The sequence below is a fragment of the Variovorax cryoconiti genome (genome assembly GCF_051216395.1).
Classification (GTDB): Bacteria; Pseudomonadota; Gammaproteobacteria; order Burkholderiales; family Burkholderiaceae_C; genus Variovorax.
The window spans coordinates 23,838-47,227 of record NZ_JBPJZI010000007.1 but is presented as its reverse complement, the minus strand read 5'-3'; the positions used below and the strand labels follow the sequence as shown (position 1 = coordinate 47,227).

At 69.2% G+C, this 23,390-nt stretch carries 21 protein-coding genes; 10 read left to right on the top strand and 11 right to left on the bottom strand.

Going from position 1 to position 23,390, the window contains the following annotated elements:
* Positions 1 to 24 precede the first annotated feature (24 nt).
* Genes ACSFA2_RS17490 through ACSFA2_RS17480 form a run of 3 tightly spaced genes read right to left on the bottom strand, consistent with a single transcriptional unit; the run spans position 25 to position 2,754 of the window.
* Positions 25 to 996 carry a Bug family tripartite tricarboxylate transporter substrate binding protein gene (locus ACSFA2_RS17490; RefSeq protein WP_435456587.1) on the bottom strand — a complete coding sequence of 324 codons (972 nt, stop codon included), beginning with the start codon at positions 994 to 996 and terminating at the stop codon, positions 25 to 27.
* Positions 997 to 1,035: 39 nt separating this feature from the next.
* Complete coding sequence (locus ACSFA2_RS17485; RefSeq protein ID WP_435448537.1) at positions 1,036 to 1,389, bottom strand: AtuA-related protein; 354 nt, start codon at positions 1,387 to 1,389, stop codon at positions 1,036 to 1,038.
* Positions 1,390 to 1,398: 9 nt separating this feature from the next.
* Positions 1,399 to 2,754, bottom strand: coding sequence for an acyclic terpene utilization AtuA family protein (locus ACSFA2_RS17480; RefSeq protein WP_435456586.1), 1,356 nt, complete (start codon positions 2,752 to 2,754; stop codon positions 1,399 to 1,401).
* A 109-nt stretch (positions 2,755 to 2,863) separates the two neighbouring features.
* Here ACSFA2_RS17480 and ACSFA2_RS17475 point away from each other — a divergent pair, with 109 nt between their 5' ends.
* The gene (locus ACSFA2_RS17475) at positions 2,864 to 3,769 is read left to right on the top strand and encodes a LysR family transcriptional regulator (protein WP_435456585.1); all 906 of its coding nucleotides are present in this window, start codon (positions 2,864 to 2,866) and stop codon (positions 3,767 to 3,769) included.
* Positions 3,770 to 3,781: 12 nt separating this feature from the next.
* Here ACSFA2_RS17475 and ACSFA2_RS17470 read toward each other — a convergent pair whose 3' ends face one another.
* The 4 genes from ACSFA2_RS17470 to ACSFA2_RS17455 all read right to left on the bottom strand — a co-directional run bounded on the left by ACSFA2_RS17470 (position 3,782) and on the right by ACSFA2_RS17455 (position 7,437).
* On the bottom strand, positions 3,782 to 4,843 hold the full coding sequence (locus ACSFA2_RS17470; RefSeq protein ID WP_435456584.1) for a pirin family protein: 1,062 nt from the start codon (positions 4,841 to 4,843) through the stop codon (positions 3,782 to 3,784).
* Positions 4,844 to 4,960: 117 nt separating this feature from the next.
* Complete coding sequence (locus ACSFA2_RS17465; protein WP_435456583.1) at positions 4,961 to 5,761, bottom strand: IclR family transcriptional regulator; 801 nt, start codon at positions 5,759 to 5,761, stop codon at positions 4,961 to 4,963.
* Positions 5,762 to 5,773: 12 nt separating this feature from the next.
* The gene (locus tag ACSFA2_RS17460; RefSeq protein ID WP_435456582.1) at positions 5,774 to 6,226 is read right to left on the bottom strand and encodes a MaoC family dehydratase; all 453 of its coding nucleotides are present in this window, start codon (positions 6,224 to 6,226) and stop codon (positions 5,774 to 5,776) included.
* Positions 6,223 to 7,437, bottom strand: a complete 1,215-nt coding sequence (locus tag ACSFA2_RS17455; RefSeq protein WP_435456581.1) for a CaiB/BaiF CoA transferase family protein — start codon at positions 7,435 to 7,437, stop codon at positions 6,223 to 6,225. The genes ACSFA2_RS17460 and ACSFA2_RS17455 overlap by 4 nt, the downstream gene beginning before the upstream one ends.
* Before the next feature lie 159 nt (positions 7,438 to 7,596).
* On the opposite strand from ACSFA2_RS17455, the gene ACSFA2_RS17450 reads away from it, so the two are divergent.
* The 6 genes from ACSFA2_RS17450 to ACSFA2_RS17425 are packed head-to-tail and all read left to right on the top strand — an operon-like array spanning position 7,597 to position 13,771.
* On the top strand, positions 7,597 to 8,601 hold the full coding sequence (locus ACSFA2_RS17450; protein WP_435456580.1) for a C4-dicarboxylate TRAP transporter substrate-binding protein: 1,005 nt from the start codon (positions 7,597 to 7,599) through the stop codon (positions 8,599 to 8,601).
* A 4-nt stretch (positions 8,602 to 8,605) separates the two neighbouring features.
* The gene (locus ACSFA2_RS17445; protein ID WP_435456579.1) at positions 8,606 to 9,118 is read left to right on the top strand and encodes a TRAP transporter small permease; all 513 of its coding nucleotides are present in this window, start codon (positions 8,606 to 8,608) and stop codon (positions 9,116 to 9,118) included.
* The gene (locus ACSFA2_RS17440) at positions 9,115 to 10,428 is read left to right on the top strand and encodes a TRAP transporter large permease (RefSeq protein ID WP_435456578.1); all 1,314 of its coding nucleotides are present in this window, start codon (positions 9,115 to 9,117) and stop codon (positions 10,426 to 10,428) included. The genes ACSFA2_RS17445 and ACSFA2_RS17440 overlap by 4 nt, the downstream gene beginning before the upstream one ends.
* Before the next feature lie 13 nt (positions 10,429 to 10,441).
* Complete coding sequence (locus ACSFA2_RS17435; protein ID WP_435456577.1) at positions 10,442 to 11,566, top strand: extracellular solute-binding protein; 1,125 nt, start codon at positions 10,442 to 10,444, stop codon at positions 11,564 to 11,566.
* Complete coding sequence (locus tag ACSFA2_RS17430) at positions 11,563 to 12,705, top strand: CaiB/BaiF CoA transferase family protein (protein ID WP_435456576.1); 1,143 nt, start codon at positions 11,563 to 11,565, stop codon at positions 12,703 to 12,705. The genes ACSFA2_RS17435 and ACSFA2_RS17430 overlap by 4 nt, the downstream gene beginning before the upstream one ends.
* Positions 12,706 to 12,748: 43 nt before the next feature.
* Positions 12,749 to 13,771, top strand: a complete 1,023-nt coding sequence (locus ACSFA2_RS17425) for a DUF2272 domain-containing protein (RefSeq protein WP_435456575.1) — start codon at positions 12,749 to 12,751, stop codon at positions 13,769 to 13,771.
* Positions 13,772 to 13,786: 15 nt separating this feature from the next.
* Here ACSFA2_RS17425 and ACSFA2_RS17420 read toward each other — a convergent pair whose 3' ends face one another.
* Positions 13,787 to 14,035 (bottom strand): DUF3297 family protein, encoded by a 249-nt coding sequence (locus ACSFA2_RS17420; RefSeq protein ID WP_435456574.1) that lies wholly within the window; start codon positions 14,033 to 14,035, stop codon positions 13,787 to 13,789.
* Between the two features lie 51 nt (positions 14,036 to 14,086).
* Here ACSFA2_RS17420 and ACSFA2_RS17415 point away from each other — a divergent pair, with 51 nt between their 5' ends.
* Positions 14,087 to 14,689 carry a DNA-3-methyladenine glycosylase gene (locus tag ACSFA2_RS17415; protein ID WP_435456573.1) on the top strand — a complete coding sequence of 201 codons (603 nt, stop codon included), beginning with the start codon at positions 14,087 to 14,089 and terminating at the stop codon, positions 14,687 to 14,689.
* Here the strand turns inward: ACSFA2_RS17415 and ACSFA2_RS17410 are convergent.
* Genes ACSFA2_RS17410 through ACSFA2_RS17400 form a run of 3 tightly spaced genes read right to left on the bottom strand, consistent with a single transcriptional unit; the run spans position 14,686 to position 20,639 of the window.
* Positions 14,686 to 16,173 carry an efflux transporter outer membrane subunit gene (locus ACSFA2_RS17410; RefSeq protein WP_435456572.1) on the bottom strand — a complete coding sequence of 496 codons (1,488 nt, stop codon included), beginning with the start codon at positions 16,171 to 16,173 and terminating at the stop codon, positions 14,686 to 14,688. The genes ACSFA2_RS17415 and ACSFA2_RS17410 overlap by 4 nt on opposite strands.
* On the bottom strand, positions 16,173 to 19,349 hold the full coding sequence (locus ACSFA2_RS17405) for an efflux RND transporter permease subunit (RefSeq protein ID WP_435456571.1): 3,177 nt from the start codon (positions 19,347 to 19,349) through the stop codon (positions 16,173 to 16,175). The genes ACSFA2_RS17410 and ACSFA2_RS17405 overlap by 1 nt, the downstream gene beginning before the upstream one ends.
* A gap of 9 nt (positions 19,350 to 19,358) precedes the next feature.
* Positions 19,359 to 20,639: an efflux RND transporter periplasmic adaptor subunit gene (locus ACSFA2_RS17400; protein WP_435456570.1), complete on the bottom strand. Its 1,281-nt coding sequence runs from the start codon at positions 20,637 to 20,639 to the stop codon at positions 19,359 to 19,361.
* Positions 20,640 to 20,965: 326 nt separating this feature from the next.
* Here ACSFA2_RS17400 and ACSFA2_RS17395 point away from each other — a divergent pair, with 326 nt between their 5' ends.
* Entirely contained in the window at positions 20,966 to 21,757 is a 792-nt protein-coding gene (locus ACSFA2_RS17395) for a class II aldolase/adducin family protein (protein WP_435456569.1), read from the top strand.
* Positions 21,758 to 21,820: 63 nt separating this feature from the next.
* Complete coding sequence (locus tag ACSFA2_RS17390; RefSeq protein ID WP_435456568.1) at positions 21,821 to 23,389, top strand: ABC transporter substrate-binding protein; 1,569 nt, start codon at positions 21,821 to 21,823, stop codon at positions 23,387 to 23,389.
* The last annotated feature ends 1 nt before the right edge of the window (position 23,390 follow it).

The window sequence follows — 23,390 nt, the reverse complement described above, 5'->3', positions numbered from 1 at the left end:
GCGCGCGGCGCGTGGCCCGCACGCTCAGTCGAGCTTCACGCCCGTGGTCTTCACCACGTCGCGCCACTTGGCGACGTCGGCCTGCACCAGCTTCGCAAAGGCGCCGGGCGTGTTGGCCACCGGCTGCGCGCCGAGTTCGAGCATCTGCTTGTTCACCTCGGGTTGCTTCACAGCGTCGGCAAGCGCCTGCTGGATCGTGGCGAGCACGGCCGGCGGCGTGCCGGCCGGCGCCAGCAGGCCGAACCAGCCCGACACCTCGTAGCCGGGCAGCCCGCTCTCGGTGACGGTCGGAATCTCGGGGGCGCCGGGCCAGCGCTGCGGCGTAGTCACCGCGATGGCGCGCACCTTGCCGCTGCGCACGAAGTTGATGGTCGAGGGCAGGTTGTCGAAGCCCACCTGCACCTGCCCGCCCATCAGGTCGGTGAGCATCGGTGCGGCGCCCTTGTAGGGCACGTGGACCATGTCGACGCCGGCCATCATCTTGAGCAGCTCGGCGCTCATGTGCGGCGAGCCGCCCAGGCTGGTCGAACCGTAGTTGAGCTTGCCCGGCTGCGCCTTGGCGAGTGCCAGCAGTTCCTGGAGGTTCTTCGCCGGCACGCTCGGGTGCACCGCGATGATGTTGGGCGTGCTCGCGACGATGGTCACCGGCGCGAAGTCCTTCACCGCGTCGTAGGGCAGGCTCTTGTAGACCGCCGAGTTGATGCCGTGCGTGCTGGCCGTGCCCATCAGCAGCGTGTAGCCGTCGGCCGGCGCGCGCGCCACCTCGACCGAGCCGATGGCGCCGTTGGCGCCGGCCTTGTTCTCCACCACGAAGGGCTGCTTGAGCCGCTCGCTCAGCTGTTGCGCTGCCACGCGCGCGATGATGTCCGTCGTGCCACCGGCCGGATAGGGCACGATGAGCCGGACCGGCTTGTTGGGATAGCCCTGGGCCTGCGCGGCACCGACGGTCGCGAGCGAAAGCACCGTCGCCGCAAACCAGCGAAACGTCGTCTTCATGGTTCTTGTCTCCATCTTCTTGTGTTGAGGGAAAAACGTTCAGAGCAGATGGCGCCCGTGCAGCTTGTCCGCCAGCGCATCGGGCACCTCGATCTCGAAGCCCAGCACCGCGGCCGACAACGCCTTGCCGTAGTTGTCCAGGCACAGGCTGCGCGAGACGCCGCCGCCCAGCGCGCCATGGCAGACGAAGTTCATCGCGTCGATGTTGCGGGCCTCATAGCGCAGCACCTCGCCGGTGATCGCACCGCGGTAGAAGGCCTTGAAGCGCTCGGCCGTGAGCTGGTCGCGCAGCAGGTCGTAGAACTCGGGCTCGTAGGCGAACACCGAGATGTTCGAGGTGTTGCCCTTGTCGCCCGAGCGCGCGTGGGCGACGTGTTGCAGAAGTACTTTCATGCGATGGCCTCAGCTTTCGAAATACTGGATGGACGCCGGCACCTGCTCGCGCGGCACCAGCGACGACCACACGCCGATCACCTCGCGCGTGCGCTCCTGGTGCGGCACGCGCTTGCCGGTGTGGGCGATGCCGGAGACGGCCATGCCGTCGACCTCGCGGCCGACCTTCGCGGCCTCTTCGCGCGTTCTGGTGCGGGCCGCCACGCGCACGGCGATTTCGTAAGGTTCGGGCGCATCGGCCGGCGTCGCGTCGCCGTGGATCGCGTTGATGCCCAGGAAGTCGACGCGCATGTCCTCCGCGTCGAGCTTCACGATCTTGAAGCGCTCTTCCAGCACCTTCTTCGCGAGCTGTGCGCGCCGCAGCGCGCCGGGGCCGGCATAGAAGAACATGTCCTCGCCGATGAAGCCTTCGGTGCAGCCGATCGACACCTTGAGCGTGGGCGTGCGCGGCTTGCCCGACAGGCCGGTGACCCGCACGCGGTCGGGGCCGACCTGCTCGAGCTTCGCGGTGGTGAAGTCGACCACCACGTCGGGTGTGATGTAGTTGGCCGGGTCGTGCACCTCGTAGAGCATCTGCTCCTTCACGGTCTGCAGCGTCACGGCGCCGCCGCTGCCGCTGACCTTGGTGATCACGACGTCGCCGTTGGCCTCCACCTCGGCGATCGGGAAGGCGAAGTTCCACGGCTCGGGCACGTCCTTGAAGCCGGGGTCGGAGAAGTAGCCGCCCGTCACCTGCGCACCGCATTCCAGCAGGTGGCCGATGCCGTTGCCGGCGCCGACGCGCGCATGGTCGAGCGGGTCCCAGCCGAACTCGTACATCATCGGCGCCATGAAGATCGACGGGTCGGCCACGCGGCCGGTCACCACGATCTGCGCGCCGGCCGTCAGTGCCTCGACGATCGGTTCGGCGCCCAGGTAGGCCTCGGCCGAGATGAGCGTGGGCTTGAGCGTGTGCGTGGGCTGGCCGTTCTCCAGGATCGTGTCGGTGAGCTCGAGCACGCGGTCGGTGATCAGGCTGCCGCCGACGGCCGCGACCTTCACGCCGGTCACGCCGATCTCCTGCAGCAGTTCGACGATGCGCTTGGCTGCGGCGGTCGGGTTGATCCAGCCCTGGTTCGACACGATGCGCGTGCCGTTGCGCATGCAGGCCGGCAACACCGCGCGCATGCGGTCGTCGAGGTAGGTGTCGTAGCCGGGAAAGCTCGGGTCGCGCCGTGCCCGCACCTGCGCGGCCGACACGGTGGCCTCGGCCATGGTCTCGAAGCAGAGGTAGTCGAGTTCGCCGCGCTCGGCGTTCAGGGCGGCGGGCTCGACGCGGTCGCCCCACCACGCCGCGCCGGAACCGATCCGGAGGGTCTTGCTCATGTGTTTGTCTCCTGTGTGAGCGGACCATTCTGTACAGTGCCCACCAGCGAGACAACGCACGCCACAGCACACCGCCTGTGACGCCGCGGCACAGTACAAAGAAACCCGCATGGACAAATTCGGCGAGATGACGGTCTTCCTCCGCGTGGTGGAAGAGGGCAGCTTTTCAGGCGCCGGCCGGCGCCTGCTGCTGTCGCCGTCGGCCGTCAGCAAGCTGATCGCACGGCTCGAGGCACGGCTCAACGTGCGATTGTTCGAGCGCATCGCCGGGTCGATCCGGCTGACGGAAGAGGGCGCGAAGTTCCAGCGTGCGAGTCAGCGCGTGGTCGACGCCATGGACGAGGCGGAGAACATCGCGAACGCGGCGGAGTCGGACGTCTCGGGCACGCTGCACATCCACGCCCCGCTGACCACCGCCAAGTACCTGATCGCGCCGCTGCTGCCCGCGTTGATGGACAAGCACCCGGCGCTGCGGCTTGAATTCATCATCGGCACCGAGCGCGGCGACTTCGTCAAGCAGGGCATCGACGTGGCCATCCACAGTGGCCGGCCCACCGAGCTCTCGCTGATCGGCAAGCCGCTGATGCCGCGGCCCTGGGTCATCGCAGCGGCGCCTTCCTATCTGCAGCAGCACGGCACGCCGCAGACACCGGACGACCTGCTGCGCCATCGCTGCCTGAACTTCACCATCCGCACGCAGTGGAATGCGTGGACCTTCCGCGAGAGCGATGGCGCGCTCAAGACCATCGACATCCCCAAGCACATCGGCGCCAACCAGGGCGAGCTGCTGCGGACGCTGGCCATCGTCGGCCTGGGCGTGGTGCGGTTGGCCGAGTTCAACATCACCGCCGACCTGGCGAGCGGCGCGCTGGTGCCGCTGCTTGCGAACTACCGCGAGACGACCGACGACATGCTGTACGTGTTGTATCCGCGGGGCCGGGTGCTCGCACCGCGCGTGCGCGCATTCCTGGCCTTCCTGGACGAACACTTCCCGGTGTCGGCCCGCCCGGGGTGAGCCGGACGCCGTTCAGTCGCCCGAAAGCGTCGCGGGCTTTTCCTCGCGCCCGTCCGGGTGCTTCGCGAAACGGGCCGGGTCGGTGCCATGCACCGGCGCCTCGTCCGGCCACGGCCAGCCGCCGAACTGGGTGCGGCGATAGTCGGCCATGGCCTGCGCGATCTCGGCCTGCGTGTTCATCACGAACGGGCCGTACTGGGCCACGGGCTCGGCGATCGGCTTGCCCTGCAGCACCAGGAACTCGCTCACGTCCGCATCGCCGTTGACCAGCTCGACCGCCTGGTCGGCGCGCAGCTCGATGGCGGCGTGGCTCGCGACGGCGCGACCGCCGACGGTCACCGACGTGCCCTTGAAGAAGTAGAGGCTGCGGCGGGTGCCCTGGCCCTGCGCGGCGGGCAGCGTCCAGCGCGCGCCGGGTGCCATGCGGAGGGTCCAGATGGCGACGTCGGCGTCATCCTGCGCGGCCCACGAATCGGGCGGCGGCGCGAGCGGGCCGCCGGCCGCGCCGGGCGCGGCGTTGATCGGCCCGACGCGGCCGGCCACGCAGGCCACGTCGGTCGTGCGGCCTGCGTCGTCGGTCGCGGTGAAGCGCGGCACGTCTTCCGCCCAGAACATGGTGAAGTGCGGCGCCACCATCTTGTGGCGCGCCGGCAGGTTGAGCCAGATCTGGAACAGCTCCAGCGGGTTGGGCGCCTCGGCGTTCAACAGCGGGAACATCTCCGAATGCACGATGCCCGCACCCGCGGTCACCCACTGCACGTCACCGCCGCCGAAGCGCGCCGCCGCGCCCAGCGAATCGGCATGGTCGATCAGGCCCTTGCGCACGATCGTCACCGTCTCGAAGCCGCGGTGCGGGTGGCCGGGAAAGCCCGGAATGTCTTCGCCGTGGTACATGCTCCAGCCGTCCTTGCGGCTGAAGTCCTGGCCGATGGCGCGGCCTTCGAGCGATACCGCCGGGCCCATCGCGCCGTTGCCGGCGGGGTAGGCGTCGTCGTGGTACGCGCAGAACAGGAACGGGTCGATGGTCTCCCACGGAAAGCCGAGGGGCTTGATCTGGACAATGGGGTCGGTCATGGCGGTGTCTTTCGAGTGAGCGCCGGCTGCGATGGTGGCGGCGATCCCGAGAATATGGGGCCGGACGGGGCGTCCAAAAGGCCGGTACGGGAGACAGCCTGTTCTGCAGACGGAACGCTAGGCGATGCCCGCGATGCGCCCGATGTCCTCGGCGCATTTCTGCAGCCGCGGCAGCAGCTCGAACAGGTCGTCGTGCGCGGTGTGCGTGCCGCGCAGCGATGCGATGGTGAGCACGGCGCGGGTGCGCCCGCGCGCATGCCCCACCGGCACGCTCAGGTCGCGCCCGCCGACGAAGCGCGCGTTCTCGGCGTAGCCCCAGCCGTCGGCGGCCATTGTCGCCAGCATCGCCAGGTAGGCGGCGCGCTCGTCGGCGCTCTTGCGCAGGAACTCGGCGCGGCGCGACAGCAGGTCGTCGCGTTCGGCCTCAGGCGAATTGGCGAGCAGCACCTGGCCGGACAGCGTGTCGACCGCCGAGTGCAACGAGCCGGCCTCCACCGACAGCCGGATGGACGTGGGCGCATCGACCTGCGTGAGCACCAGCAGCTGGTCGCGGTGCAGCACGCTCAGGTGGCAGGACTCGCGGATGTTGTCGACCAGCTCGCGCATCGGCGCGGTGGCCGCGCGCAGCAATTGCTCGTGCGGCGAATGGGTGCGGCTCAGCTCGAAGAGCTTCAGCGTGAGCACGTAGCCGCCGTTGTCTTCACGCCGCAGGTAGCCGCGCGCTTCCAGCGCGCTCAGCATGCGGAACAACTCGCTCGGCTCGCGGCCCAGCGCGCGCGCCAGTTGCGCCTGCGTCATGGGCACGGCCTGTGCCGACAGCAGCTCCAGCACGTCCAGCGCCTTTTCGACCGCCGGCACCGCGTACTTGGGGCGGCGGTCGGTCTCGGTGTCGTCGGGCTCGGCGGCGGTGGGCTTCATGGGGCGGCCAGTTTAGCCCTGGGTGCCGCGCCGCTCGACGAGGTGCAGGTGGTCGCACACCAGCACCGTCTCCTGGCGCTGGTTGGTGACGGTCACGGTCTCGACCACGATGCCGTGGCCGGCGCGCTTGGGGTGGTCGCGCTTGTCGGTGATCTCGACCTTCGCGTAGATCGTGTCGCCGATGAACACCGGCTTCACGAAGCGCAGGCGGTCGTAACCATAGGACATGGCGCGCGGGTTGATCACCGTGGCCGTCAGGCCGATGCCGACGCTGAAGACCAGCGTGCCGTGCGCGATGCGCTGGCCGAAGTCCTGCGTGGCGCACCAGGCGGCGTCCATGTGGTGCGGAAAGAAGTCGCCGGTCTGGCCGGCGTGCAGGACGATGTCGGCCTCGGTGATGGTGCGGCCGGTGGTCGTGCGCGTGGCGCCGGCCACGTAGTCTTCGAAGAATTGTTCGTGGGTCATGGGGCTGGCGTGGCGGTGGGGTTGTTCAGGCCGAGCTCGCGCGCAATGGCGTCGGTGTCGGCGCCCAGGCGCGGCGCGCCCCGGTCGCTGTACAGCCGCTGCCCGTCGATGCGGATCGGGCAGCGCGTCGTCTGCATGGTCGCGCCGCTCGCGCTGCGGATGGTCTGGGTCATGCGCAGCGCGGTGAAGGCCGGGTGCGCGGCGAGCTGCGGCCAGCGCAGCACGTCGGCGCACCACACGCCGGCTGGCTCCAGGATGGCGAGCCAGTGCGCGCTGTCGTGCGCCAGCAGGTCTTGCTGCAACTGCTGCTTGAGCGCGTCGCGGTTCCGGAACCAGCCGGTGCGGTCGGCTGCCATCGCGGCCAGCGCATCGCTGCCGATGTGCTGCGCCAGCGTGTCCATCGGCGTCATCGCCACCGCCATGAAACCGTCGCGCGTGCGGTAGATGCCGTAGGGTGCCGCGCCGTGCACGCTGGCATGGTTGTCGGCGGTCCGTGCGGGCTGCGTGCCGTCGCCGTTGAGGAAGGCGGTGAAGGGCTCGAACTGCAGGTCGAGCGCCGATTCGAGCAGGCTCACGTCGACGCGGCCGCCGCGTCCGGTCACGCCGCGTCGCAGCAGCGCCGCGAGGATGCCCTGCACCAGGTGCGCGCCGGTGATCACGTCGATCATCGACACGCCGGCCGGCACCGGCGGGCCGCTGCCGTCGGCGTGCGCGTCGCCGGTGAGCCATGCCAGGCCCGAGAGCGACTGCACCAGCAGGTCCTGCCCCGGCTTGTCGCGCCACGGGCCTTCGTCGCCGTAGCCGCTGACCGCGGCATAGACGATGCGCGGGTTCAGTGCCAGCACGCTCGCCGCGTCGAGGCCGATGCGCTCCATCACGCCGGGACGGAAGTTGTGAATCATCACGTCGGCGCGTTCGATCAGCCTCTTCACGCGCGCCAGGTCGGCCGGCGCCTTCAGGTCGGCCGCGAAGCTGCGCTTGCGGCGGTTGATGGTGTGGAAGAGGGCGCTGTCGCCCTCGAAGGTCTGGTCGGCCAACACCAGGCCGCGGCACAGGTCGCCGCCATCGGGCCGCTCGACCTTGATGACGTCGGCACCGAGGTCGGCCAGCCGCAACGCGCAGGAGGGGCCGGCCAGAAACTGGCTGAAGTCGAGCACGCGCAGATCCGCGAGCGGCAGGGGCGCAGTGTCAGTAGTCGATGGATCAAACATCAGTAAACAAGGCATTCATATCAGTCGAAATGGGTGCGTGTCGTTGCGGAAAACCCCAATCGACATCGCCTGACGGTGTCGTGATCATTTCATATATGAACTGATAGTTCATATAGGAATAACACCAAGGCGCCCCGAGCGCTCTGCCGGAGACAAACCATGGCTTCCCGACGCACCGCTGTTTCGACCCTGATCACCCTGGCCGCCGGGGTGGCGCTCGCCCTCGGTGCCGTCGCGCCGGCCACGGCGCAGAACTACAACCTGCGCTTTTCGACGTCGCAGGTGAACCCGAACGAACCGGTGGTGAAGGTCATGCATGCCTTCGCCGACCGCGTGAAGGAACGCTCGGGCGGGCGCATCACCTTGAACATCTTCACCGGCGACCAGCTGGGCCCGCAGAAGAAGGTCAACGAGATGATCAAGGGCGGCGCGCGCGTGCTGAGCGTCACCGACTACGGCCAGCTGAGCCAGTTCGTGCCCGACCTCGGCATCCTGGCCGGTCCGTACCTCTACGGCAGCCAGGACGAGGCGAAGAAGCTCTTCGCCTCGGACGTGTTCAAGGAGATGTCGGGTCGCCTGGAGCAGCAGGGCATGAAACTGATCGTGGCCGACGGCCTGTTCGGCGTGCGTCATCTGCTGGCCAGCAAGCCGGTGCGCACGCCCGCCGACATGGCCGGCATGACGCTGCGCGTGCCGCCGTCGCCCATCATGCTGGAGACCTTCACCGCGCTCGGCGCCCGGCCCACCGCGCTGCCGTGGGGCGAGGTCTACAACGCGCTGCAGACCAACGTGGTGGATGCGGCCGAGGCCAACTACGGATCGCTGGTCGGCTCGAAGCTGTACGAAGTGCGCAAGGTGCTGTCGACCACGGCGCACCAGACCATGTACGTCGCGATGGTCACCAGCACCGATTTCTTCAAGAGCCTGCCGCCCGACCTGCAGACCGTGCTGCTGGAAGAAGGCAAGAAGGCCGGCGCCGAACTGACGCAGCTCACGCTGGCCTCCGACGCGGCCTACGCGGACGAGATGAAGAAGAACGGCGTGCAGTTCGTGACCGACGTGGACAACAAGGCCTTCGCGGAGAAGGCCAGGGTCGCTTACGCCAAAGTGCCGGGCCTCACGCCCGGCATGGTCGACAAGGTCCGCGCCGCGATGACGCGCTGAGGCCATGAGCGAATCGACATCCGGGTCGCCCGGTCCGCTGCTGAGCCTGCGCCGTGCGGACGAGGCCATCGGCGTGGCCTGCGCCATCGCCATCGTGCTGTCCATCACCTGGGGGGTGGTCACGCGCTACCTCTTTCCGCAGCCGGCGTCGTGGACCTTCGAGGTCGCGGTCATCGCCTTCGGCTGGCTGGTGTTCTTCGGTGCCGCGGCGTGCATCCGCTGGCGCATGCACGCCGACGTCGATGCGCTGGTGGCCATGTTCCCGCCGCCGGTGCGCCGCGCGATCTTCATCTTCAACTGGTGGCTGCTGGCCGCGCTCTTCGCCACGCTGACGGCGATGTTCGTCTGGCAGGCCGTCATCGCGCATTCGATCCGCGTGGTCGTCATCGACATCCCGCGCTCGGTGGTCTACGGGCCGATGGCCTTCGCATCGCTGCTCATGCTGGTCCAGCACCTGCTGCTCAAGCCCTGGGCCACCGGCTGGACATGGCAGTCGTCCTCGGAGATGTCCCTGTGAGTTCGTTCCACCTCTGGTTGCCCGCCATCCTGATGCTGGTGCTGCTGGCGCTGCAGACGCCCATCACCTGGGCCATGGCCATCGCGGCGCTCGGCTTCTTCGTGCTCAACCTGGGCGAGATGCCGCTGGCCAACTTCGCGCAGCAGATGGCCGAGGGCACCGAGTCGGTGTCGCTGCTGGCGCTGCCGCTGTTCGTGCTGGCCGGCTGCATCATGAACGCGTCGGGCATCACGCGGCGGTTGCTCAATCTGGCGGAGGTCCTGGTCGGCCACATGACCGGCGCGCTGGCGCAGATGTGCACCGTGCTGGCCACGCTGCTGGGCGGCCTCACCGCATCGGCCAACGCCGACGCCGCGATGCTGGCCAAGACCATCGGCAGCCAGATGGTGGCGCGTGGCTACAGCGCGCCCTTCGCGGCGGTCATCACCTCGTCGGCGGCGATCATCACGGCGCTCATCCCGCCGTCGATCGGGCTGATCATCTACGGCTTCCTGGCCGAGGCATCGATCGGGCGGCTGTTCGCCGCGGGCATCGTGCCGGGGCTGCTGCTGGCCGTGGCGTTGATGTTCACCACGCACGTGCTGGCGATCAAGCGCAAGTACAAGCCGCAGCGCGCCACGCGCGCCAACGCCAGGGAGCTGGGCCAGGCGCTCGTCGACGGCCTGTGGGCGCTGTCGATTCCGGTGGTCATCATCCTGGGCACGCGCTACGGCATCTTCACGACCACCGAGTCAGGCGCCATCGTGGTGCTGTACGTGCTGGCGGTCGCGATCTTCGGCTACCGCGAGATGAAGCTGCGGCAACTGCCCGAAGTGCTCGCCGAATCGGTGCGCGACTCGGCCAGCGTGATGATGATGATCTGCGCCGCCTCGGCCTTCGGCTTCTACCTGTCGTGGGAGCAGGTGCCGCAGGCGATGTCGGGCTGGCTCGCCGGCACCACCAAAGACCCGATCCTGCTGCTGCTGCTGATCAACCTGGTGCTGATCGTGCTGGGAACGGCCATCGAAGGCTCGGCCGCACTCATCATCCTGACGCCGATGCTGCTGCCGCTGATCGACGGCGCGCACATCGACAAGGTGCACTTCGGCATCGTGCTCATCACCAACCTCACCATCGCGGGCATCACGCCGCCGGTGGGCGGGCTCATGTACATCTCGTCGCAGACCCTCAAGGTGAAGATGATGGATTACTCGCGCGAGGTGGTTCCCTACCTCGCCGTGATGATGGTGCTGCTGGTCATCCTCTCGATCTTCCCGCAGCTCTCGCTGTGGCTGCCGAACGTGCTCTATGGCACGGGCCCCGTTCAATAGCCGGACGACACCCATGGCAAGCATCACCCTCAAAGGCATGACGTGGGACCACCCGCGCGGCTACGAACCCCTGGCCGCCTGCTCGGCCGTGTGGAAGGCGCGCGCTGGCGTCGAGATCCGCTGGGAGCGCCGCTCGCTGCAGGACTTCGAGTCCTTCCCCGTCGACGAACTCGCGCGCCAGTACGACCTGATCGTCATCGACCATCCGCACGTCGGGCAGGTCACGCGCGAAGGCTGCCTGCTGCCTTTCGACGCGTCGCGGCTCGGCGCTATCGCCAAGGGCACGGTCGGCCGCTCGTACCTAAGCTACCACTGGGAGGGCCAGCAGTGGGCGCTGCCCATCGACGCCGCCACGCAGGTGCAGGCCTGGCGGCCCGACCGCCTTGCCGCCGCGCCGGGCGACTGGAAAGAGGTGCGCGAGCTGGCGCATGCCGGACGTGTCGCGCTGCCGCTGCGCGCACCGCACTCACTGATGTGCCTCTACACCCTGTGCGCGCAGAACGGCGCCCCGGGGCGTGTCGACGGGCCGGAGCTGTTCGATCTCGACGTCGGTGCCGAGGCCTGCGAGCAGCTGCGCGCACTCATGAAGCTGATCGATCCGGAGTGCCTGGAGCGCGACCCCATCGCCACGTTCGAGGCGATGGCGCGGCCCGCGTCGCGCATCGACTGCGTGCCGCTGATCTACGGCTACGTCAACTACGCGTGGCCCGGCTTCCGACCGGTGCGCCTGGGCTTTGCGGACATGCCGCGCCAGGGCAACCACGGCCCGGTGGGTTCGGCGCTGGGCGGCACCGGCATCGCCGTGTCGGCGCGCACCGCGCATGCCAGGGAAGCCTTCGACTTCGCCGTGTGGCTGGCCGATGCGGAGGCGCAGCGCGGCCCCTTCGCGGCGGCCGGCGGCCAGCCTGGCCATGCGGCGGCGTGGGAAGACAGCACCGTCAATGCAGCGGCGTGCGACTTCTACCGCGCGACCCGTGCCACGCTCGAAGGTGCCTGGGTGCGGCCGCGGCACGACGGCTACATGGCCTTCCAGCATGCGGCGTCGCTGCGCCTGAACGCCGGCCTGCAGGTCGGCCAGCGCTCGCGCGAGATCGTGCAGGCGCTGAACCTGCTGTTCAAGGAAAGCCTCGCGGCATGACGGCGCCGCTCGACGGCCTGCTGGTCCTCGACCTCGCGCAGTTCCTGTCCGGCCCGTCGGCGGCGCTGCGGCTGGGCGACCTCGGCGCCCGCGTGATCAAGGTCGAACGCCCCGGCAGCGGCGACATCTGCCGCACGCTGTACCTGACCGACACCGACGTGGGCGGCGACTCCACGCTGTTCCACGCGATCAACCGCAACAAGGAAAGCCTGGCGATCGACCTGAAGAATGCCGAGGACCTGGCGTCGCTCAAGCGGCTCGTCGCGCGCGCCGACGTGCTGATCCAGAACTTCCGCCCCGGCGTGATCGACCGCCTGGGCCTCGGCTACGAGGACGCGAAGGCAATCAACCCGCGCCTGGTCTACGCCGGCATCTCAGGCTACGGCGAGAGTGGCCCGTGGGTCGACATGCCGGGGCAGGACCTGCTCGCGCAGTCGCTCTCGGGCGTGACCTGGCTCAACGGCCACGAGGGCGACGGCCCGGTGCCGCTGGGCCTGTCGATCGCCGACATGCTGGCCGGCCACGCGCTCACCGAAGGCATCCTCGCGGCGCTGGTGCGGCGCGGCATCACCGGCGAAGGCGCGCACGTGCAGACCAGCCTGCTCGAGGCGCTGGTCGACCTGCAGTTCGAACTGCTCACCACGCACCTCAACGACGGCAAGCGGCTGCCCACGCGCGCGGGCTTTCGCAACGCCAACGCCTACCTCGCTGCGCCCTACGGCATCTACCCCACGGGCGACGGCTACCTGGCGCTCGCGATGATGCCCCTCGCGCAACTGGTGCAGGCCCTGCCGCTGCCCGCGCTCGCCGGCTACGACGCGCAGGAGGCCTTCACGAAACGCGACGAGATCAAGCGGCTGATCGCGGCCACGCTGTCGCAGCACCCCACCGCGCACTGGCTCGCCCGGCTGCGGCCGGCTGACGTGTGGTGTGCCGAAGTCCTCGACTGGCCGGGCCTGCTGCAGAGCCGGGCCTTCGGCCTGCTCGACATGCTGCAGACCGTGCAGCGCGGCGACGGCACGCCGGTGCACACCACGCGCGGGCCGGTGAGGATCGACGGCGCCCGCGCACGCAGCGCGCGCGGCGCGCCGCGCGTCGGCGAACACAGCGCACCGATCCGCGCCGAGTTCGGCCTCTGACGTTCCCGGACCCATCGGGATCGGCCGGCTATGCTGGCAGCGCATGTCCTTCGGTGCTTCTGCTTCTTCTCTCCGCGCACTCGCCGCCGCGCTCGTCCTGGCGAGCGGGGCGGCCGCCGCATCCACCGACACCGCGTCGGCCTGCCTGCAGACCGCCACGCGCTCGCTCGCCCCGCTCCGTGCGCTCGCCTTCGCGGCCGCTGCGCTGCAGGAGCACCAGGCCTTCGGTGGCCAGACGCTCGACGCCGAGGGCCGGCTCGTCGTCGCCGGCAACTCCGAGGCCGAAGACACGCGCAGCGGCCTCGGTGACCGCCCGCCCTGGCGGCGCGTGCTCGGCTACTGGGAAGCCGTCGAGCCGCAGGACGGCCTGCTGCCGTCGCAGGTGCGCTTCGGCGCGTGGCTGCCAGCCGACCGGCGCCTGCTGGTGCAGGCCATCGGCCAGGCGTCCGCGTCGCGGCTGCAGGGGCTGGGCGTCGGGCCGGACCAGGGGCTGGAGGCTTCGGAGGTGCGTGCCTTGCAGACGGCGGTCAACCGCGTCGCGGTGATCGACACGCCCTGGTCGGCGGCTTTCGTCAGCTGGCTGGCGCGTCAGGCCGGCCTGGTCGACGGCGAGTTCGTGTTTTCCGAGGCGCATGCCGACTACGCGGGCGCCGCGTGGCAGGCCGGCGCGGTGGAGGCGACGGGCGCATCGACGCGCTACGCGATGCGCGCCTGCGACATCACGCAGACGCCGCCACGCGTGGGTGACCTGGTCTGCCAGGCGCGCGGTGCCCGCGCCGGGCTCGACACCTTCGCGCGCATCGGCGAGGTGCTGGCCGAGCGCCCGACCGGCGGCGTGGCCTTGCCGATGCATTGCGATGCGGTGGTGGCGGTCGATGCGAGCGGCTTCGACGCCGTGGGCGGCAACGTGCTGCAGTCGGTCACGCGGCGCCGGCTCGACTTCGCACCGGGCACCTCGGTGCTCGACGCGAGTTACCTGGCCGAGGGTTGCACGGTGGGCACGCCCGGCTGCATCGACCGGCACCTGAGCCGGCAGCCCTGGTCGCTCCTGCTGCAGTGGCGGTGACTCCGCCGGGCGTTCTCAGCGGTAGAAGGCTTCGACCTTCCCCTTGAGCTTGAGCATCAGCGGCTTGCCCTTGCGGTCGAGCGTCTTGCCGGCCGGCACCTTGATCCAGCCTTCGCTGACGCAGTATTCCTCCACGTCGGCGCGGTCCTTGCCGTTGAAGCGGATGCCGATGTCGTGCTCGAAGACGGCGGCGACATGGTGCGGGCTGCGCGGGTCGATCGAGAGGTGGTCGGGCAGGTCGGGGCGGGCGGTGGAATCGTTCATGGGGTCGGATGGGTTCGAGCCCGCCATTTTCTCTGGGAAACTGCACGTCCCATGCCGCGCGCTTCGCACCGTCCCCTCGAGCTCGATTTCGATGCGCCGTCCGAGGTCGTGGCGCGCGCGCTCATCGGCGTGACTTTGCTGGTCGACGGCGTCGGCGGCCGCATCGTCGAGACGGAAGCCTACGACCGCGACGACCCGGCCTCGCACACCTTCGGCGGGCCGACGCTGCGCAACGCGGCCATGTTCGGGCCGTCGGGCCGCGCCTACGTCTACCGCTCCTACGGCATCCACTGGTGCCTGAACGTCGTCTGCCGCGAAGCGGGCCACGGCGCCGGGGTGCTGATCCGCGCGATCGAACCCACCCTGGGCCTTGCACGCATGCAGGCACGGCGCGGGCTCGACGACCTGCGCTTGCTGTGCGCCGGCCCGGGTCGTGTGGGGCAGGCGCTCGGTATCGACGGGAGCTTCAACGGCAAGGCGCTCGACGCGCCGCCCTTCGTGCTGATCCCGCTTGACGGCGACCAGCCCGCCGTGCAGGTCGAGGTCGGCCCGCGCATCGGCATCACGAAAGCGGCCGAGGTGCCGTGGCGCTTCGGGGAGAAGGGCTCGCGCTTCCTGAGCAAGCCGTTCAAGACGGCTTCGCGCGCGAGTTAGCCGCCGGCTGGCCTGGGCAGAACACTGCCGTCAGCCGCCTGCTCCGTCGTCTCCCGCCACCCACCCCCCAGCACCTTGTAGAGCGTGAGCCGGTTGGTCTGCTCGGTGAGCTGCAGGCTGATGAGCGACTGCTGCGCCGTGTACAGCGCGCGCTGCGCATCGAGCACGTCGAGGTAGGCCGCGCCGCCGCTGCGAAAGAGCGCGTCGGACAGCTCGAAGGCGCGCGTCGTCGCGGCCACCAGCGACTGCTGCGCCGCCAGCCGCTCGCCCAACGTGCGCCGCGCGGCCAGGGCGTCGGCCACCTCGCGGAAGGCGACCTGCAGGGTCTTCTCGTAGCTCGACAGCTGGATCTGCTGCTGCGCCTGGGCCACGCCCAGGTTGGCGCGGTTGATGCCGCCGTCGAAGATCGGCAGGCTGATCGACGGCGCGAAGTTCCAGGCCGCGCTGCCGTCCGCGAACAGGCCCGACAGGCTGTTGCTCGCGGTGCCGGCCGAGCCGGTGAGCGTGATGCGCGGGTAGAAGGCCGCACGCGCGGCGCCGATGTTGGCGTTGCTGGCGCGCAGCGCATGCTCGGCGGCCAGCACGTCGGGCCGCTGCTGCAGCACCGACGACGGCAGCTCGGCCGGCGGCGCGAGCAGTTGCGCGGCCGGTGCACGCGCCATCGCGGCCATGGGCGGGGGCAGCAGCTCGGCGGGCACGGTGGTGCCGGCCAGCAGGTTCAGCGCGTTGCGGCTCTGCTCGACCTGGCTGTCGAAGGCGGCCGCGTCGGCGCGCGCGGTGTCGACGGTGGTCTGCGCCTGCGCCAGCGCCAGGCCCGACTGCGCGCCCAGGTCGTAGCTGCGCTTGATCAGGTCGTAGGACTTCTGCCGCGTCGCGAGCGTGTCGCGCGCCAGCTGCAGGCGCTGCTGGTCGGTGGCCAGCACGAGCCAGGCGGTGGCGACTTCGGCCACCAGGCTCAGCTGGGTCCCGCGACGCGCGTCCTCGGTCGCGAAAAAGCTCTCCAGCGCCGCGTCACTCAGGTTGCTCACCCGGCCGAACAGGTCCAGCTCGTAGCTCGTGAGCGCGAGGTTCACGTTGTACTGCGTGGCGATGCGTGCCTGCCCGCTGGCCGACACGCTGCCCGGCGTGCGCGCGCGGCTGCCGCCGGCCCCCAGGCCGATCGACGGGAAGGCGCCAGCGCGCGTGACGCCGTACTGCGCCCGGGCGCGTTCGATGTTCAGCGCCGCCACGCGCAGGTCGCGGTTGTTGGCCAGCGTGAGCTCGACCGCGCCGCGCAGCCGCGCATCGATGAAGAACTCGCGCCAGCCCAGGTCGCGCGCGGCGGGCACCGCAGACGCCAGGCCCACGGGGGCGGAGGCCCAGGCCGCGGGCACCGGCGCCGCCGGCTGGGCGTAGCGGGGCGCCAGGTTGACGCAGCCCGAGAGCAGCGCGGCCGGCACGGCCAGCGAAAGAAAGGATCGGCGAAAGCCGCGGTGCGTGCGCATCAGTGGCTCCCTTGCTCGATGGCCTGCACCGGCATCGCCGGTGGTGCGCGCTTGCTGCGGCGACGTTCCATGAAACCCCGGATCAGCACGAAGAACAGCGGGACGAAGAAGATGCCGAGCGCCGTGCCCACCACCATGCCGCCCAGCACCGCGGTGCCGATCGACTGGCGGCCGCCGGCGCCCGCGCCGGTGCCGATGGCCAGCGGCAGCACGCCGAAGCCGAAGGCCAGCGAGGTCATCAGGATGGGCCGCAGCCGCAGGCGCACCGCCTCCAGCGTCGCCTCGATCACGCTCTTGCCCTGCTCCTGCAGTTGCTTGGCGAACTCGACGATCAGGATCGCGTTCTTCGACGACAGGCCCACGGTGGTCAGCAGGCCGACCTGGAAGTACACGTCGTTGCTCAGGCCGCGGGTCGAGGTGAAGAGCAGCGCGCCCACCACACCGAGTGGCACCACCAGGATGACCGAGAAGGGCACCGACCAGCTCTCATACAGCGCCGCGAGGCAGAGGAACACGAAGAGGATCGAGATGGCGTAGAGCATCGGCGCCTGGGCACCCGACAGCCGCTCCTGGTACGACGCGCCCGAGAACTCGTAGCCGATGCCCGCGGGCATCTGCTTCATCACGTCCTCGACCGCCAGCATGGCCGCGCCGGAGCTCACGCCCGGTGCGGCGTCGCCGACGAATTCATAGGCCGGCGCGCCGTTGTAGCGGATGAGCTGCGGCGAGCCGTAGGTCCAGCGCGTGCTCGAGAAGGCGTTGAAGGGCACCATCTGGCCGAGCGTGTTGCGCACGCTCCAGCGGCCGATGTCGGCGGGCAGCATGCGAAAGGGCGTGTCGCCCTGCATGTAGACGCGCTTGACGCGGCCGTTGTTCAGGAAGTCGTTCACGTAGGTGCCGCCCATCGCGGTCGACAGCGTGCTGTCGATGGCGCTGGTGGCGAGGCTCAGCGCGCCGGCCTTGGCGTCGTCGATGTCGACGGCGAACTCGGGCGTGTCCTCGAGGTTGTTGCTGCGCACGTTCGCCAGCTCGGGCCGCTGGCCCATCAGCTGCAGCGCCTGGTCGCGCGCCTTCAGCAGCGCATCGTGGCCCAGCGCGTTCTGGTCCTTCAGGAAAAAGTTGAAGCCCGCATTGGCACCCAGCCCGCGCACCGCCGGCGGCAGCACGACGTAGATGCGTGCGTCGCGCACGGCGGCGAGGTCCTTGCTGCCGCGGCGGGCCACGGCGGCGGCGGAGTGTTCCTTGCCCGGCCGGTCGGCCCAGTCCTTGAGCTTGACGAAGGCGCGCGCCGAACTCTGGTCGCCGTTTTGTCCGGTGATCACATTGATCGTCACGACCTCGGGCTGCTTGAGGAAGTAGTCCTGCACCTGCTGGAGCACCGGCTGCAGCCGCGCGTTCGACGAACCCGGCGGCAGCGTGACCTGCACCTGCACGAAGCCCTGGTCCTCGTCGGGCAGGAAGGAGGTGGGTAGGCGCATGAACATGATGGCCATCACGGCACAGATGCCGAGGTAGACCAGCAGGCTGCGCTTGCCGCGCCGCACGATGCCGCCGACGATGCCCGTGTAGCGGTCGGCGCTGCGGTCGAAGCGCGTGTTGAAGCCCGCGAAGAAGCGGTCGACGTAGCCGAACAGGCCCTTGCGCGGCGCGCCGTGCGGCGAATGCGCGCCCTTGGGCACCGGCTTGAGCAGCGTGGCGCACAGCGCCGGCGTGAGCGTCAGCGCCACCAGCACCGACAGCACCATGGCCGAGACGATGGTGATGGAGAACTGGCGGTAGATCACGCCGGTCGAGCCGCCGAAGAAGGCCATCGGGATGAACACCGCCGACAGCACCAGCGCGATGCCGACCAGCGCCGGCGTGATCTCGGCCATCGACTTCTTCGTGGCCTCCTTGGGTGACAGGCCTTCCTCGCTCATCACGCGCTCGACGTTTTCGACCACCACGATGGCATCGTCCACCAGCAGGCCGATGGCCAGCACCATGCCGAACATGGTCAGCGTGTTGATCGAATAGCCGAAGGCCGAGAGCACGCCGAAGGTGCCGAGCAGCACCACCGGCACCGCGACCGCCGGGATCAGCGTGGCGCGGAAGTTCTGCAGGAAGATGTACATCACCAGCACGACCAGCAGCATCGCCTCGGCCAGCGCCTTGACCACCTCGTCGATCGACGCGCTGACGAAGGGCGTGGTGTCGAAACTCACGAAGGTCTCGAGCCGGTTCGGGAAGAAAGGCTGCAGCTCGGCGATCTTGGCGTTCACGTTCTCCGCCACCTGCACCGCGTTGGCGCCGTCGGCCAGCACGATGCCCAGGCCGGCGCCGGGCTTGCCGCCGAGCACCGAGCGCACGGTCAGGTTCTCGGCGCCGAGTTCGATGCGGGCGACGTCGCGCAGCCGCACCACCGCGCCGTCGGCGGTCGCGCGCAGCACCACGTTGCCGAACTGCTCGACGGTGCGCAGCTTGCTGCGGGCGGTGATGGTGGCGTTGAGCTGCTGCTGCGACGCGGCGGGCAGCGCGCCCAGCTGACCGGCCGACACCTGGGCGTTCTGCGCCTGCAGGGCGGTGTTCACGTCCGACGGCATCAGCGAGTACTTGCGCAGCTTGTCGGGGTCGAGCCAGATGCGCATGGCGTAGCCGGTGCCCAGGGTCTGCACCTCGCCCACGCCGTCGATGCGGCTGACCACGTCGACCAGGTTGCTGGTGATGTAGTCGCCCACGTCCACCGCGTCGGCGCTGCCGTCGCCCGAGAACATCGAGACGATCATCAGGAAGTCGTTGCCGCCCTTGATGACGAACACGCCGCGGGTCTGCACCTGCTGCGGCAGCCGGGCCATGGCGGGCTGCAGCTTGTTCTGCACCTGCATCTGCGCCACGTCGACGTTGGTGCCGGGCGCGAAGGTCAGCTGGATGCGCGAGACGCCCGACGAGTTGCTGGTGCCCTGCATGTAGAGCAGGTTGTCGATGCCGGTGAGCTGCTGCTCGATCACCTGCGTGACCGAGTCCTCCACCGTCTTGGCCGAGGCGCCGGTGTAGGTCGAGACGATGGACACGCGCGGCGGCGCGATGTCCGGGTACTGCTCCAGCGGCAGGGTGCGGATCGCCATCAGCCCCGCGAGCATGACGATGATGGACAGCACCCACGCGAAGATGGGGCGGTCGATGAAGAACTGGGCCATCGTCGCTCCTCAGCGCACGGCGGCCGCGGGGCCGGCGCTCGCGACCGGGCCCGGCGTACCTGCCGCGCCGTTGGGCGCCTTCGGGCCGGCGCCATCGGGCGTCGCGGCCGGCGGCATGACTTCCGAGGCGCGCACCGTGTCGCCCACGCGGGCGCGCTGCGAACCCTCGACCAGCACGCGCTCGCCCGCCTGGAGGCCGCTGAGCACCTGCCAGCGGTTTGTCACGGCACGGCCGACGACGATGGCGCGCCTGACCAGTTTGTTGTCGGCGCCGACCACCAGCGTCGACGCGGCGCCGTCGGGCGTGCGCGTCACGGCCTGCTGCGGGATGAGCAGCGCCGCCTCGTTCACGCCTTCCTGCAGCACCGCGCGCACGTACATGCCGGGCATCAGCAGGCGGTCGGGGTTGGGCATCACCGCACGCAGCGTCACGCTGCCGGTGCCGGCATCGACCGTCACGCCGGCGAAGGTCAGCTTGCCGGGGTGCGGGTAGACCGAGCCGTCCTCCAGCAGCAGCTTGATGGGCGCCTCGTTGGCGTTGCCGCGCTGCAGGCGGCCTTCGGCCAGATCGCGCTTCAGGCGCAGCAGGTCCGCGCTGGACTGCGTGACGTGCACGTACACCGGGTCAAGCTGCTGCACCGTGGTGAGCGCCGTGGCCTGGTTGGCCGTGACCAGCGCGCCGGCCGTGACGCTCGAGAGTTCGACCCAGCCGGTGATCGGGGAGTTGATGCGCGTGTAGCCCAGGTTGATGCGCGCCGTCTGTTCCGCCGCGCGCGCCACCGCCACGTCGGCTTCGGCCTGCATCGCCGAGGCCTGGGTCTGCTCGTTCACCTGCTGGCTGATCGCGTCGATCTTCACGAGCTCGGCATTGCGCTTGGCCACCGTGCGTGCGTTTGCGAGGGTGGATTCGGCCTTGCGCACGTTGGCCTGAGCGCTGGCATAGGCCGCCTGGAACGGTGCCGGGTCGAGCTGGTAGAGCGCCTGGCCTTCCTTGACCTGGGAGCCCTCGCTGAACAGGCGCTTCTGGATGATGCCGCCCACCTGCGGACGGATCTCGGCGATCACCGGCGCCACGGTGCGGCCCGACAGCTCGGTGCTGAACGCCATGCGCTCGGGCTTGAGCGTGACCACGCCGATCTCCTTGACCTGCGGCTGTGCTGCGCCCTTGGCGGCCGTTTCGGTGCGGGAGCAGCCCGCCACCGCCAGCGCGGCTGCCAGCCCCCACGCAAATCCAAGACGAATGCCGCGAGAGGCAGGGGAAGGCGGCGCGAACGGGGCAGGGTGCGACATGGGAACCGGTGGTTGTGGGGTCAAGAGCGGAAGTGTGAAACGAGCAGGCGCAACTGGTTCACGGCAGGCGTGGGAACACGCCCTGCTTTACAGAACTTCACATTTACCGAGATGTGTGTCCACATGCAAGCGCAATGCCCAGTGCGGGGGGCCGTCCGCGAAATCCTCCACCTTTTTCTGCACCGTTTGCGGGCGGGTTCGCCCTAGCACTGCTGGCCCGCAATTTGCATGATAAATGTCAAACGTTGACTGTCGACAGGTTACATATTGACCGCCCGCACCTTTTCGGTCGCGGTTTCGAGGCAGCCGGCGAGCCAAGGACCCCTATGCACCTTCAATCCGTGAGCCCCCGAAAGACCGAGATTTCCGCCGCCGAGCGCCAGGTGCGCGAAGACCTGGCCGCCGCCTACCGGCTGGTCGCGCACTACGGCATGGACGACAGCATCTACACGCACATCTCCGCGCGGGTGCCGGGCACCGAGGGCCAGTTCCTCATCAACCCCTTCGGCATGCTGTTCCGAGACATCACGGCCTCGTCGCTGGTGAAGATCGACCTCGAAGGCCGCATCCTCGACGACTCGCCCCACGACGTGAACCCGGCCGGTTTCACCATCCACAGCGCGGTGCATTCGGCCCGCCACGACGCCGCCTGCGTGCTGCACACGCACACGATCGCCGGTGTGGCCGTGTCCTCGCTGGCCGGTGGCCTGCAGCCGTGCAACCAGTGGGCGCTGCAGTTCTACGACCGCGTGGTCTATCACGACTTCGAAGGCATCGCGCTCGACCACGAGGAGCGCGAGCGCCTCATCGCCGACCTGGGCCCCACGTCGCGCGCCATGATCCTGCGCAACCACGGCCTGATGACGCTGGGGCGCACCGTCTCCGAAGCCTTCATCCTGATGCTGAACCTCGAACGCGCCTGCCGCGTGCAGGTGGCCATCGCGTCCACCGGCGAGCCGATCCATCCCGTGCCGGCCGAGGTCTGCGAGCGCACCGCGCAGCAGTACGAAAGCGGCGACAGCACGCGCGAAGCCGGCGACCCCGACCCGAACGCCCGCGAATGGCGCGCGATGCTCGAACGCATCGCGCCGTCGCCGGTCACGTCCTTCCGCGACTGAGCGCCTTTTTTCCTTTCCGTTGATTCTTCCCCAACCCTTCTCGAGCCTTCAGGAGTCCTTCCCATGAAAAGACGCAATCTCATTCAGGCGGGTGCCGCTACCACTGCCGGTTTCATGCTCGCGGGCGTGCCGCTGCACGTCCTGGCCGCCGGCAAGAAGGGCGGCGTGATCAACGCCGTCGTGCAGCCCGAGCCGCCCAGCCTGATGGTCGGCATCACGCAGAACGCGCCCACCCAGCTGGTGGCCGGCAACATCTACGAAGGCCTGCTGCGCTACGACGAGAAGATCAACCCGCTGCCCGGCCTGGCGACCTCGTGGACCTCGAACAAGGAAGGCACGCTCTTCACCTTCAAGCTCAAGCCCGGTGTGACCTGGCACGACGGCAAGCCCTTCACGTCCGCCGACGTGGTGTTCTCGGCCGACGTCTTCCTGCGCAAGACCCATGCGCGGCTGCGCAACAACCTGGCCGCGGTGGAAAGCATCAAGGCGCTCGACCCGCTGACGGTCGAGTTCAAGCTCAAGTACCCCTTCGGTCCGTTCATGGGCATCTTCGAGGTCGGCAGCATGCCGATGATCCCCAAGCACATCTACGAAGGCACTGACTTCGCCACCAACCCGGCCAACGCGACGCCCATCGGCACCGGCCCGTTCAAGTTCAAGGAGTGGGTCAAGGGCAGCTACATCCAGCTGGTGGCCAACGACAAGTACCACGTCAAGGACATGCCGCTGGTCGACAGCGTGTACTTCCACGTCATCCCCGACGCCGCATCGCGCGCGGCCGCCTTCGAGTCGGGCAAGGTCGACGTGGTGCCCGGCGGTGCGGTCGAATTCTTCGACGTGCAGCGCCTGGCCAAGTTGCCCGGCGTGGCCGTCACCACCAAGGGCTGGGAGTTCTTCGCACCGCACGCCTGGCTGTGGATCAACAACCGCAAGGCGCCGATGGACAACGTCAAGTTCCGTCAGGCCATGATGCATGCGATCGACCGCGAGGCGATCTGCAAGGTGGCCTGGCAGGGCTTCGCCAAGCCGGCCACCGGCCCGTTCAACAGCAACATCAAGTTCTACAGCACCGACGTCGCCAAGTACCCGCGCAACGTCGAGACCGCCAAGAAGCTGCTGGCCGAGGCCGGCTACAAGGGCGAGACGCTGCGCCTGCTGCCGCTGCCCTACGGCGAGACCTGGACGCGCTCGGCCGAGATCCTGCGCCAGAACCTGCTGCAGGCCGGCGTGAAGATCGAGATGGTCGCCACCGACGTCGCGGGCTGGAACCAGAAGCTCAACGAGTGGGACTACGACCTGGCCTTCACCTACGTCTACCAGTACGGCGACCCGGCCCTGGGCGTGGCGCGCAACTACACGACCGCCAACATCGCCAAGGGCTCGCCCTTCAACAACGTCGAGGGCTATTCCAACCCGAAGGTCGACGAGCTGTTCGAGGCCGGCGCCAAGGAAGCCGATCCGGAAAAGCGCAAGGCCATCTACCTGCAGGCGCAGAAGATCCTGCTGGACGAAGTGCCGGTCGCCTGGCTCTACGAGATCAATTTCCCGACGCTGTACCGCACCAAGCTCACGAACCTCGTGACCTCGGGCATCGGCCTGAACGACAGCCTCGGCGGCGCGAGCATCGCCTGAC